This is a genomic window from bacterium (assembly GCA_012517375.1).
GTDB lineage: Bacteria > Hydrothermota > Tepidihabitantia > B3-TA06 > B3-TA06 > JAAYVC01.
In genome coordinates this window covers 1-12,334 of record JAAYVC010000075.1, presented here as the reverse complement: position 1 = coordinate 12,334, position 12,334 = coordinate 1, and the positions used below count along the sequence as shown (strand labels likewise).

At 48.1% G+C, this 12,334-nt stretch carries 11 protein-coding genes; 5 read left to right on the top strand and 6 right to left on the bottom strand.

What is annotated here, in order from left to right:
• Positions 1-286 precede the first annotated feature (286 nt).
• Positions 287-970, top strand: a complete 684-nt coding sequence (locus tag GX441_08305) for an HAD family hydrolase (GenBank protein ID NLI98643.1) — start codon at positions 287-289, stop codon at positions 968-970.
• A 20-nt stretch (positions 971-990) separates the two neighbouring features.
• Here GX441_08305 and GX441_08300 read toward each other — a convergent pair whose 3' ends face one another.
• Positions 991-1,392 (bottom strand): hypothetical protein, encoded by a 402-nt coding sequence (locus GX441_08300; protein ID NLI98642.1) that lies wholly within the window; start codon positions 1,390-1,392, stop codon positions 991-993.
• A 43-nt stretch (positions 1,393-1,435) separates the two neighbouring features.
• Positions 1,436-2,065 (bottom strand): methyltransferase domain-containing protein, encoded by a 630-nt coding sequence (locus tag GX441_08295; protein NLI98641.1) that lies wholly within the window; start codon positions 2,063-2,065, stop codon positions 1,436-1,438.
• A 104-nt stretch (positions 2,066-2,169) separates the two neighbouring features.
• Here GX441_08295 and GX441_08290 point away from each other — a divergent pair, with 104 nt between their 5' ends.
• Complete coding sequence (locus GX441_08290) at positions 2,170-3,672, top strand: hypothetical protein (GenBank protein ID NLI98640.1); 1,503 nt, start codon at positions 2,170-2,172, stop codon at positions 3,670-3,672.
• Positions 3,673-3,713: 41 nt separating this feature from the next.
• Here GX441_08290 and GX441_08285 read toward each other — a convergent pair whose 3' ends face one another.
• A complete protein-coding gene (locus GX441_08285) occupies positions 3,714-4,094 on the bottom strand; it encodes an STAS/SEC14 domain-containing protein (GenBank protein NLI98639.1) in 381 nt (126 codons plus the stop codon).
• A 37-nt stretch (positions 4,095-4,131) separates the two neighbouring features.
• Positions 4,132-5,760, bottom strand: coding sequence for an OmpA family protein (locus GX441_08280; GenBank protein NLI98638.1), 1,629 nt, complete (start codon positions 5,758-5,760; stop codon positions 4,132-4,134).
• A 280-nt stretch (positions 5,761-6,040) separates the two neighbouring features.
• Between GX441_08280 and GX441_08275 the strand changes: the two genes are divergently transcribed.
• A complete protein-coding gene (locus GX441_08275; GenBank protein ID NLI98637.1) occupies positions 6,041-6,676 on the top strand; it encodes a hypothetical protein in 636 nt (211 codons plus the stop codon).
• A 65-nt stretch (positions 6,677-6,741) separates the two neighbouring features.
• On the opposite strand, the gene GX441_08270 is transcribed toward GX441_08275, so the two are convergent.
• Together GX441_08270 and GX441_08265 are read right to left on the bottom strand one after the other, a co-directional pair.
• Positions 6,742-8,091, bottom strand: coding sequence for a prolyl oligopeptidase family serine peptidase (locus GX441_08270; GenBank protein NLI98636.1), 1,350 nt, complete (start codon positions 8,089-8,091; stop codon positions 6,742-6,744).
• A gap of 69 nt (positions 8,092-8,160) precedes the next feature.
• Positions 8,161-9,150 carry a hypothetical protein gene (locus GX441_08265; GenBank protein NLI98635.1) on the bottom strand — a complete coding sequence of 330 codons (990 nt, stop codon included), beginning with the start codon at positions 9,148-9,150 and terminating at the stop codon, positions 8,161-8,163.
• Between the two features lie 137 nt (positions 9,151-9,287).
• Here GX441_08265 and GX441_08260 point away from each other — a divergent pair, with 137 nt between their 5' ends.
• Positions 9,288-9,860, top strand: coding sequence for a hypothetical protein (locus tag GX441_08260; GenBank protein NLI98634.1), 573 nt, complete (start codon positions 9,288-9,290; stop codon positions 9,858-9,860).
• The coding region (ileS, locus tag GX441_08255) for an isoleucine--tRNA ligase (protein NLI98633.1) at positions 9,857-12,334 on the top strand (2,478 nt) is incomplete at its 3' end. The genes GX441_08260 and ileS, both read left to right, overlap by 4 nt.

Here is a 12,334-nt window from a genome sequence, read left to right as displayed (position 1 = left end):
TGGGTGAGGGCAACGTGGCGCCCTTCTCGAAATGTGACCACCAACCTCTAATCCTGACTCGACTCGGGGTCCCCAAAATAATGCTTCGAGCATTATTTTGGGGTGGTTTTGACCAACTTTTGACCAACTTCTGACCATCTTCTGACCAGCTTTTGACCACTTTTTGTCCATGATTCTGGACCTCGATACTTTAATCCTGACTCGACGAATTCCAGCAAAAACCGCGTTGCATTTTTGTGAGGAATTAAGTTGACATACGTCTAATCAACCGTATTATTGAAACTTAATGAGGACTATTCTATTTGATATCGACGGGACCCTTCTAAAAGCGGGCTTTATTGTAAAGGAGGCGATGGGCCAAGCGTTGAAGGACGTGTTCGGCACAAGCGGAAGAATCATGGATGCGTCATTTATAGGCGCAACCGACATAGGTGTGGTGCGCGCACTTATGACTGAAGCTGGGTTTGAGCTGACGGAGATTCACGAAAAACTCGGCAGGCTTTTTGAAGTATACGGCGGGATTTTGGAAGTTAAGTTACGCACTTGGACTAAGTTCCAGCTCTGCTCCGGCGTGCCCGCCATACTCGACGAGTTGGATTCGAGAGATGCGCTCCTGGGTCTTGTTACCGGCAACTGCCAGCAGGGTGCATTTGCAAAACTAGGGAAAGCGGAACTTACGGATTATTTCAGCTTCGGCGCATTCGGCGACGAATCCGACGACCGAGCCGAGCTCTGCTCATACGCTCATGCTCGGGCAGAGGTCGAGGCAAATAAGTCAATATCAAAAAGCGACTTGATACTTGTAGGAGATTCGCCCAATGACGTCAAGGCTGCAAAAGCGTACGGCATCCGAGCGCTTTGCGTCGCCTCGGGCTGGACTCCCGTCGAGGAGTTGAAGCAGGAAAACCCGACATGGCTGCGTTCGGATCTCTCTGATACAGGTGAGATAGTAGACTTGCTTTTGTCCTGATTGCCCCAAACTTGTCTTTGCTAATACGAGGCGGCCCAGAACCACCCTTCACAAATTCTCTCTACTTGCTTGAAATCGCCTGAAAAATCCGTCGAGTCAGGGCATGCGTTATCGTCCCTGTAAATGAAGCCTGAAAAATTATCCAAGATACCCCTGAACGTAAAAAAGAATACCCCAATTCCGTCTTCGTATTTTTCCACCATTATAACTCCTCCCCCTCTGGATATATGTCTGTATCTTTCAGGAAGTTGAATTATGTTGAGTTTTGCTTTAATTTCAAATTCGCCGTTCTTAACCATCCTGATCACCTCCTCGCGCTCCTTGAGGTTCCTGTGAAAATCATTATCGAGCATGACCTTTGTGCATGAGACGTTGATGAACAATAGAATTAGGCTGCATAAGCCGCGCTTTCTTAAAAACATGAAGCCTCCATTTCGATAATCAGACGATGAAAACGACCACAGGTCAATCTTTCTTCAACTTGAAGATCATGGCAAAAGAAAAGTAGTACTGAAGAGGTGTGGACTTTAGCGACATCGGAACGAATCTTCCAGGGATAAGTGTATGGAAAAAAGCGACTTCAATTTTGAAGTAAGGCGCGATCAGCCTTGAGATTTCAGGCGGCGTATACTTGTGCAGGTGAAGGTTCTTGAATCTAAGCCAACCGGCGAAGGCGGTGTCGCCCCTGATACGTTCGCAAGGTACGACGATTATGGCGCTTCCAGCTGGCTTGAGCACCCGGCCCATCTCGTGAATCGCATCTTGAGGATTGGCGAGGTGTTCCAGCAGGTGGACGCAGAGCAGCTTATCAAAAAAGGAGGCAGGGAAAGGAAGCGCTGACGCATCTGCCTCTATCAACTTGACGGTTGGGTTAAACCTCATGCCTGACTCGATTGCATCGTGATCGGCGTCTATTCCGTAGACGTCCAAGCCGATTTTCGAGTAGCGTTCGACACGATAACCCGACGAGCTGCCTACTTCTAGAAGCCGCTCCCCTGGTTTCGGAGAAAGCAGTCGGTGAACGATTCTCGCTTCAGCTACCCCCCAGGGCATAAACTCGACGCCTATTCTGCGGCGCAATCGGTGGATGCTCATGACTTGTTCTACCGGATTCGATAAGGATGTAAATACGCGGGCGTTGACACGAATGCTTAACCAAGTAAAGTCCTTTCAATAATCGATCCAAGGAGGAAAACTCGATGTTTTTGGCTTTCAAGATGAGGTTGCTTTCGTTTGTGATTTTTGCATTCCTGCCCGCGGCATCCGAGACATCTGTCGTTGACCCATTAAGCGCCGGAGCGGTCGCTTCAGTCCAGGTACGAATCATGAACGCGCGCAAAGGATATGGACAAACATACGCTCTGCGTTCGTCTGAGCCAGTCGTTATTGAAGCAAGCGCTGGAATACTCGCATACGTTTGCGCGCTCGATCCAGAAGGTTTAGTTGTCGTAACAGCCGATACTAGACTGACACCCGTTATCGCTTACTGCGAACACGGCTCCTTCTCATTGTCTGAAGATAACCCGCTGCTTGATATTCTCAGGGCTGACATTTCCAGAAGGTTAAAGGCTTTAGACCTCGGTCTTATCAGCCAAAGAAGGATTGAGGCCAATCAGAGGAGATGGATGGAGTTTCTGTCCTGCGAGGAATCTGCATCTACCGCAGGCGAGAGCTGGCCGCCTGCCGGCCAAACCTTAAGCGGAGGGTGGATAGAGTCTGCGTGGACTCAAGGTTCGCCTTACAATGATTCCTGTCCGATGGATCCTGTGACAAATGTAGTCTGTCTTGCCGGCTGCCCTGCGGTAACGATGGGTCAGATAATAAGCTTCTGGCAGTACCCGGATTCGGTCATATTCAAGGACGAGGACAGCTACACGAGCGACTACCTTGGACGCACCATTCCAATAGATGCACCAGCTGCCTCTATCCCGGTCATAGACTACAATCATGGAGATCCGTCCGGCGGTGTATGCGCCGATATAGCTTACGCCTGTGGGGTCTCTACGCAGTCGGTTTACACGAGCCAGGTTTCCGGCGTATTCACCAACAGCTGGTGCGCGCACGGTCTGCTCGAGCATTTCGGATTTTCGACAGCTGAGTTTCGCACAGGTGACGGTGGAGATTTTTATGACGTACTCGAAAAGAACATGAAGGATTCCATGCCGGCCATAATCGTAATCGTCGGCGAAATCGGCGGTCATACCCTTGTCTGTGACGGTTTCAGGCAATCGGAAGACGAGGAGGGTGAACCCGAATGGCATCTGAACTTTGGTTGGGGTCCTTACCAGCCTAAAGCCCTGGCTTCATGCTGGTACGTAATTCCGGATAGCCTCCCCCTTGGGCTGACCACCCTTGTTGAAGCCGTGGTAAACATAGAAGCTCCGCGCAGACCTCAGCCTGCAAGCGTAAACGAGAAATCACCGATGAAGCTCTCAGACTTGCGATGCGATCCACTTGTTTTTAAGAACCATACTGTTATCAATTATTCACTGATTCAAAACTCATATGTCGAAATCGGAATATGGGATGCATCGGGCAGCAAGGTTCTCTCGTTGGAAAATGAGTTCCAAACGGCAGGAAACTATTCTTTATCATGGGACGGAAAGGACGAAAGCGGTCGCACGCTCCCTGCTGGCGTTTATTTCGTGAGACTTATGGCGGACAAACAAAGAACTGGCGCAAAGATACTGCTCCTTCGTTAGGATATTAAGAATTGGACAATAATGCTTAAAAAAGCGCGCCCTCAGGGGTTTGGATTCATCCCCACAAGCCAGGCAAGCGCCTCATCCTTTGTTTTAAAGAAGCGGTACTCCGATTCGGCGTGAATCGCTCTCACATAGAGGCTGATGAGGTTTGCGAGGGTTTTTGACAATCCGACAATAGCGTACTTGACCTTCCCTCTCTGCTCGACATTCTTGAGCCTGTCCTTGAGCGCCTGGCGCGCGGATGGGTCAATTCTGCCCGCTTCGGAAAAATCAACAAGGTAGCGGATCTCTTTGATGTCGTTCTCTTGGAGCAATCTGTCAGACTCGGCTGATGCGAAGGCGACGTCCTCACCTGTCTGTTCTCCCTCGACGATTATGTGAAGAATACCGCCTTCAATAATCTCGACTTTATCAGCCATTTTCCTCTCTCAATCAAAACACCTTTTTAGTATATTTCTACTTGATTACGACTAATTCCACCCTTCTGTTTTGCGACCTTCCGGCCTCGGTATCATTCGACGCAACGGGAACATTTGAACCATAACCTCTCGCTTCAAGACGGTCAGCCGATATGCCGTGAACGCGAATAAGGTAGTCACGAACCGACTGCGCTCTCTCTTGAGAAAGCGTAAGGTTGCCCTGATAAGACCCTTGTGAATCCGTATGTCCCTGTATTTCAACCCTCACCGTAGGATTGGTTTTAAGGAAGCGCACGGCTTCATCTATTGCTTGATATGATTCTGGATCTATTACAGCGCTTCCTGATGCAAAACGTATTCCCGATATGCGTATGCGCGCGTCATTTCGCAGAAGGGATAGGTTTATTGCCATAGGAATGCCCTGGCTTAGTATTATTCTTTCATTTTGAGATATGTAGCCCGGCATTGATACATTCACATCATAATTTCCTGATGGAAGGATAAAACGCGTTTCACCGGAGACGTTTGTCGTAAGGGTTATGCCCGCAATAGATACGGACGCTCCGGAGATAGGCCTTGCGGTCTGGCTGTCCAGGATTCTTACATCAAGGTACCCTCCGGTTCTATCCGGTTCAAGCCTTACTTCTAACGAATTGTTCGCGAACTGCTTGAATGTCATCATATACGTCTGCGGCAGATAACCTGGAGCCCTTATTGTAACCTGATACCTGCCGCTCTGAACTTCTATAGTACGCTCGCCGCTCATGCCGAGCGCAAAAACGCTTGGGTAGTGATTAGCGATATTGACCTCGGCCGCAACTGGTTCGCCTGTAGATGCGTCGAGAGCTTTGACATAAAGCGCCACCGGTCTCTTTGCGACCGATACTCTTTCCGATGGAGAATACGCCACTCCTGCAGAAATCTGGTTTATGTACTGACCGCCTCGGGCGTCAACGCTTCGGCCATCCAGGTTAAGACCGAAATCGGCAGCATAAAAGAAGCTTATCCCCGAGTTCAGCTTTATTCTAAGTCCCGGGGTCAGTCTTAATGGAAACGAGTCCGGCATGACCTCTGCTGAAAGTTCTATGTAAGGATTGAGATATTCGTAGCTTACTTCGGTTCCGGCGCCCAGCATCACGCCAGGTTTCTGGCGCATAAAGGCGCCCAAGTTCATATGAGTAGTAAATATCCCCATCTCGGAGGTGCCGATAACCCTTAGAACTCCGCCAAAACTCGGCGGTCCGAAGAATGAAGAGTGGGTAGGCAGGTAGATTCTTGAATCGAAACCTACTGTCCAGAACTCAAGCGGAATTGTGTATTTTGCACCCAATTCGATGTCCCATAATCCAAAACTTGGAATGGCGGTAGTCTGTGACGGATAGGAGTAAACTGCTCCCCACGAACCAATTACTTCAAGCTGATTGAACGGAACCCACGAACCGAACACGCGAAGAACCGAATTTCTCCAGGTCTGGATATTCAAATCGTTCATGTGTTCTGCGCCGTGATCGATGCCGGCAAACGAGACGCCTGCTGTCCAGTTATAGAGACCTTCGTTGCGTGCATCGACTATCCGCGCCAGACCTTCGCCGCCTGATACAACAGGAGCGGCATTCACAAAAGCTACTACCGATGATACTAGAATGACCATAGCCAATCGTTTCACAAGAGCCTCCTTTAGCTAAACCGTGCCCGGCTCAGAACGTCTGTCAGCCGCTCTCCTCCATTATATATAATATATTAAAGAAGATACTGGTCAAGTCAAGGGGGTAACTGGCTAATTGATTCCAACTTACAGCATATCTCCAATATGACCTCTTGACAGGAATAGGTCCCGGACTATCATTTATTTGAGGCGAAGTTATCCTGTTACCGGCAGGAATGGTCCTCTAATTTTTGATTAGAAATAGAGTTGGAAGCCCGTAACACGGGAGAAGGAGGAAAAGATGAAAAGTACAAGATATGTTTTAATTGCAGGATGGGTTTTTGTGGCGATGCTGGCAGGTTGCGAACCAAACATCGCTCACGGCGATATCGACCTTGACACCACCTACTTCCCGTTTGGGTTGGGGTATGAGTGGTGCTATGAGTATCACGACCTATATAGCAAAGAAGACATTTACGAACCAATCTATTATGAATATTGGGATACGGTTGTTATAGCCGTAACTGATTCATTATGGCAGAACGAAACCCTTATCATTAATCTTAGCGGTAGTTTTCTGGACGTAGGCGATAGCGTTGAAATCTGGAGAAACAAGCTTGATGTTTTCGACGTTTTTACGGGACCTGTATCTTACTTTCCAGGAGACACGATATCGCTTATTCCTGAGGCGCAGAGTTCAACAGGGTTCAGTGTTAGCTATCGCGGGGATACCCTCCTGCACCTTTATTCTGGTTATAACGAAGACTCCTACGTAGGTACAGGATGGATGTATACTTACCGTCTTAGAGGAATAGGTGTCATACACCAATCTCATGGAGAAGGCCACGGAAGCACACTACATGAGGGTTTTAGTCACGACTTCCGCCTACTCTGGTTCTACAACGGCAAGGACACAATCTACAAAGCGCCGGATTAAGAAGCTCAGACTAACAAAAGTAAAGCCCCGACCGCTGGCCTGGGCTTTTAACTTAGATATTAATCTTACTTTATTTCTTCAGCCAGCCTGATGCCGATTCGGCCAGGCGCAAGCTTTGTCTTCATGCGCTTTCCGTCGCGCTCGATGGCCATGATGACCGACTTGGTGTTCGACTTCACGGATGAGAGCGCCTCGCGAAGTTCTACGTTGGTCTTTATCTTGCGGTTGTTGTAGGAAAGAACAACATCGCCTGCTAAAAGGCCGACAGCCTCGCCCTGACCGCCCGGGATGACCTCCTGGATGACGAGATGTTTTGGCGTACCCTGTACCGTTTTCCAGGAGCTTTCAGTGGCGAGTTTTATTAACGCTGAGTAGGAAGCCTGCCGTAAAGCCTGCGGCTGGCCTGCGTCCTTGAGGATAAGGGTCAGCTGAAGCTCAGCCCCTGCACAGCGTCTTGCGCCAAGGAGGTAGATGATTTCTTTCCGTACGACCTCCGAGGTATCCTCCTCGTAGAGTTTTAAGAGACCGGCCTCGATATCTGCCGCCGGTTCTTTCGAGCGAAGCATCTTGTGGAGCAGCTCCGCATGTTCTTCGGAAGTAAGAGACTCATCCGGCCATAAGAGGTCGATGAGGGCGGTTGAGTCGGGATTCAGTTCCCGCCAGATGAAGTCGCGGCTGTCTTCAAAACCCTCATTCGTAAGCTGATGTTTAACTGGATATTTCATGAGTTCTACCCTGAGACCGCGAGCCTTAAGCGTATCGTATGCGCTTTCAGCTCCCTTGAACTCGACTACGTTATCGTATGCGCCGTGAAGGATACGCACAGGGAGTTTGAGCGCCGCGCTGTCAAGAACGAGGGGATGGAGAGAATCTATCTCAAGCCAGCCGCCCGCAGGAATGATCCCCCGGAAAAGTTCAGGATAAGTCAGGCCGACCTTGTAGGTCAGAAATCCGCCCTGAGAAAAGCCGTAGAGAAATACCTTTGATGGATCTACAGGATAATTTTTCTTAACTTCATCTATGGCGGCGACAATCCAGCGCACGGACTGGTCGAGCGTAAGGTCATGGCTGACGAAACTTGGCTCCGTTGTGTCGCTCCAGAACCACCACGTCCACCCGAAGCTCTCGCCGTCCGCCATAGGCGTTAGCGGATAAGGAGATTCGGGGTAAAGCCCTATTGCTCCCTCCGGAACAAAGGACTGGGCGGTTCCGATATAGGACGACATTCGGTCGCCGAACCCGTGAATGCCTACTATGAGGGGGTAAGTTTTTGTAGAATCGAAGTTTGCTGGTAATTCGATGGTATATCCAAGCTCAATTGGAAACCCGAACGTTTTGACCAGCACTTGCGGCCCGGACATTTGTGCCGACAGGAGTGCTGTTAGGACGAGAGGTAAAACTATCAGTTTTTTCACGAATGCCTCCAATGGTCTTTTTGAAAATATACGCGAATAAGAAAAAGAGTCAAACAATCAGGATGGTTATTATTTAAAGACTTCCCTTATCAATCCAAGTATGGTTGAAGCATCGCTATCAAAATATGTGTTTACGCAGTAAACAAGCGATTTGCCGTCAGGCGAGAACACTGCGTCGAACACGTTGTCGTAGCCGAAATCCCATCGGTCCCTTGGTGCGCCAGGAACCTCGAGCACATCGCCGTTTATTATGTCTACAACCGCAATATAGTCGGCCCACTTAGTAGTATCGGCAGAATCCTTGAATGCCGATACCGCTACATAGCGAGGGTCCGATTGATTGATGCTGCAATATGCATATGGACTGTAACTTCCGAAATCCACGTGCCTGACCCCACCCGATGCAAGAGAATAGATGCTGTCGTTCATAAGAACTGCAGAATCTTGGGGAAAGACGTCGAAGGTCATAAGATAGTCCACAAGGTATACTGTCGATGTAAGAACCGTATCGTATTCCCTTGTTTGAAGATTCAAGCGCAAAAGATAGAGGTCTGTGAGTTCTTGACCAAAGGCGAACAAAACATAGAGGATGTTTTCTTTAGTCCTTGAAAAACATAAGTCGGATACGCATATAAACTCAGGTTCGGCGAAAAGAAAAGAATCTGTTGCATTGCCCGCCAGATCGCCGATAATTATCATATCTTTTGGCTGAGGTTCGGAATAATCAACCTTCAAATAAGCCATAACATCTGACATGGACGATACTGCAAGAGTCCATTCCAGATTATCATTCTCGTTGAATCTTAACTCCTCAATTAGGTTGCCACCAAGTCCTGCTTTGCACACTCCTTCCCATTTGGAAATACCAAAGCCTACGAAGAAGATGTTGGTTCCACTCCTATCCCATTGAGGCGCAAAGGAGTCGGTATATCCCTTTGTCTGGAGATTATCGAAGGTTACAATTATCTCAGGCCTTGAGGGAGCATCAAGAAGCGTACACGATGCAGTTGCAAGCATCAAGACTGCGAGGCTGATTTTAAGGCTTTTCTTTTTATCCATCCGATCCTCCTTGTCTTATTTAAGATTAGAGCGAAAAAACCTTTTGTCAAGCCTAAGTCTATTTATAATATTCGATTTCCATTTACTCTTAAGCTTATGTATTGACTTTGCAGGCTTGATACCTATAATTAGCGGCTGTGGGTGTAATATTAACTTTTTTAGTCCTTTCGGCTACGCCAACCGATTGGGACGTTGCGCGAGACGCTCTCCGGGAGATGTTCCAAGGATTCAACGGACTGGACAGCGTAAAAAGCGTCGTTATATACGATACCCGTTATTCGTCGGATGACGCCGGTTATCTTGTCCGCTCCGAGCTTTCGCACGTACTCGAGGACAAAGGAATAGCTGTATATTTTGCAGCACCCCTGGGCTCCGAGCCGGAAACCGAAGTGCGTTATCTGGTCAACGAGATGAGGGTCGTACACAAAAAAAGCTACAGACAGCTTCTTTTGGGAAGAAAGATGATAGAACGCTGGGTGCAGGCGGATATTGAAATAACGGTTCTTCGGGACAACATGGTTGTATCCCAGAAAAGACTGACAACGGAGAAGAAAAGCACTTTTCCTGAGAGCGACCTTGACCTTGTGCGGTCGCCGTTTACCCAGGAATACTACTCATCCTCTTCGGCAGGAAGCCTGTGGGAACCCCTTATAGTTACCGCGGTTGTAGGAGCGCTTATTTACCTGTTTTATTCGCCTAAGTCTCAATGAACTACAAAGATACAATACATTTGCCCAAGACCGACTTCCCGATGAAGGCGGACCTTGTAAAACGCGAACCTGAACTCTTAAAATACTGGAATGAGATTGACGTCTACAAAAAGATGATAGAGGCGAGGAGAGGCGATAAGACCTATATCCTTCACGACGGTCCCCCTTATTCAAACGGCCATGTGCATCTTGGAACCGTTCTGAACAAGATTGTCAAGGATTTCGTCATAAAATACCGTTCTATGGACGGTTTTTATGCCCCTTATGTACCAGGCTGGGACAATCACGGTATGCCCATAGAAAATAATGTCCTCTCAGAGTTCAGAGAAAAAGGCAAAACCATCGAACGCCTTGCAGTAAGAAAACGCTGCCGTGAGTATGCAGGCCATTTCGTAAAAGTGCAGCTCGAGGAGTTCGTTAGACTAGGTGTTTTGGGCGAGTGGGACAATCCGTACACAACGATGTCGCTTAGATATGAATCGGAAATTCTCCGAATTTTTGCAACGCTCGTTGAAAAAGGCTACATATACCGCGATTTGAGACCCATTCACTGGTGCACTACCTGCCAGACGGCTCTAGCGGATGCAGAGATTGAGTACAAAGAAAAAACTTCTCACTCTTTATGGATTCGTTTTCCGCTGCTGGAGGACCCGGATGGTATTTTTAAAGGCGCTGTTGAAGGCGCATACGCGTTGGTTTGGACGACAACTCCGTGGACGATTCCCGCAAATCTCGCTTTGACAATCCGTCCGGATTTTGAGTATTACATAATCAAGAAAGGCGAGGAGCGATACCTGATAGCTAAAGCTTTGTATGAGCATACGACAAAGAAGCTTGAGTGGAAGGAAAAGGATTTGAAGATTGAAACAAGGATTACAGGATCCGAACTGGCTCACCTCAAATTCCGCCATCCGATATTTGAAAGACAATCGCCCGTTCTTGAGGGCGATTTCGTTACAGCCGACCAGGGAACCGGTATAGTGCACACCGCCCCAGGTCACGGCGAGGACGATTTCAAAATAGGGAAAAAATACGGATTGCCGATTCTTTCTCCGGTAGATGAAAAGGGGCATTTCACTCATGAGGCTGGCGAAAGGTTTGAAGGTCTTGACTTAAATAAAGGCAATCAAGCCGTTATCGAGGCTCTTAAGGAGATGGGCAATCTCTTGTATGAGTCAAAGATAGAACACCAGTATCCCTACTGCTGGCGATGTCATAATCCCGTAATATTCCGTACAACGCTTCAGTGGTTTATGGATGTAGATTACAAAGATCATCGCCAGAAAGCGCTTGATGCGATATCCAAGGTTAAATGGACGCCGCCCGAATCTTACGAGAGAATCAAAGCAGCCATAGAGTTGAGACCGGATTGGTGTCTTTCAAGGCAGCGCTTCTGGGGTGTGGGCATCCCTGCTTTCTACTGCGAGGACTGCGGCGAGGTTCTCCTTGATGCCGCTATAGTCAGGAAAACTGCTGATCTTGTAGAGAAGCACTCGGCGGATTTCTGGTTCGAAGAAAATGTTATGGAACATTTCAATGACCTCAAATGTCTTAAATGCGGCTCGAAAAGGATGAAGCCGGAGCAAGATATTCTTGATGTATGGTTTGACTCATCCTGCTCATCTCTCATTGTCTGCCGTTCCTGGCAAGGGCTTAGATGGCCGGCCGATTTGTTCCTCGAAGGGCCTGACCAGCACCGCGGATGGTTCAATGTTTCGCTTATGACCAGCCTTGGAGCGGAAGGAAAAGCGCCATACGGTCAGGTTGCGACAAATGGATGGGTAGTAGACCAAGAAGGCAAGGCGATGCATAAATCCCTCGGCAACTATATTGCCGCTGACGAGATTGTTCAAAAATACGGGGCCGACGTCATGAGGCTTTGGGTAGCATCGTCTGAGTTTACCAAAGACGTGAGAGTTAGTCAGGAAATACTAGACAGAGTGGTTGATGCCTACCGCAAGATAAGAAATACATTAAGATTTCTCTTAGGCAACCTTGCTGATTTCGATATAAGCAACGCAATACCTTTCAAACAGCTACCTCCAAGAGAACTATATATCTTACATGAACTTCAGAAACTCATCGGAAAAGTCAGGGAAGCGTTCGACGAATTGAACTTCCATCACGGTTTTCAGGCAATATACCAATTTTGCGGCGTTACACTTTCGAGCTTTTATATGGATGTTACAAAAGATACGTTATATACCAGGGGGCGGCTGTCGAAACAAAGACTCGCCGTGCAAACCGTAATGTCCGAAGTTTTAGATGTACTTTTGAGACTTCTTGCGCCTTTAGCGAGTTTTACGGCAGAAGAGGCTTACAAGACATATCCTCTCGAAGGTAAAAAGGAAAGCATCTTCTTGCTTGGCTTCCCCAAAGTGAACCCTCAACTTGAGGACAGGGAACTTGCTTACGAATTCTCCCAGCTTCTGAAAGTAAGAGACGAAGTGCTAAAGGTTCTTGAGGTGGAACGT

Coding starts and splice junctions, on each gene's coding strand:
- GX441_08305 (NLI98643.1), top strand. CDS start 287: ATGAGGACTATTCTATTTGATATCGACGGGACCCTTCTAAAAGCGGGC.
- GX441_08300 (NLI98642.1), bottom strand. CDS start 1,392: ATGTTTTTAAGAAAGCGCGGCTTATGCAGCCTAATTCTATTGTTCATC.
- GX441_08295 (NLI98641.1), bottom strand. CDS start 2,065: ATGAGCATCCACCGATTGCGCCGCAGAATAGGCGTCGAGTTTATGCCC.
- GX441_08290 (NLI98640.1), top strand. CDS start 2,170: ATGTTTTTGGCTTTCAAGATGAGGTTGCTTTCGTTTGTGATTTTTGCA.
- GX441_08285 (NLI98639.1), bottom strand. CDS start 4,094: ATGGCTGATAAAGTCGAGATTATTGAAGGCGGTATTCTTCACATAATC.
- GX441_08275 (NLI98637.1), top strand. CDS start 6,041: ATGAAAAGTACAAGATATGTTTTAATTGCAGGATGGGTTTTTGTGGCG.
- GX441_08265 (NLI98635.1), bottom strand. CDS start 9,150: ATGGATAAAAAGAAAAGCCTTAAAATCAGCCTCGCAGTCTTGATGCTT.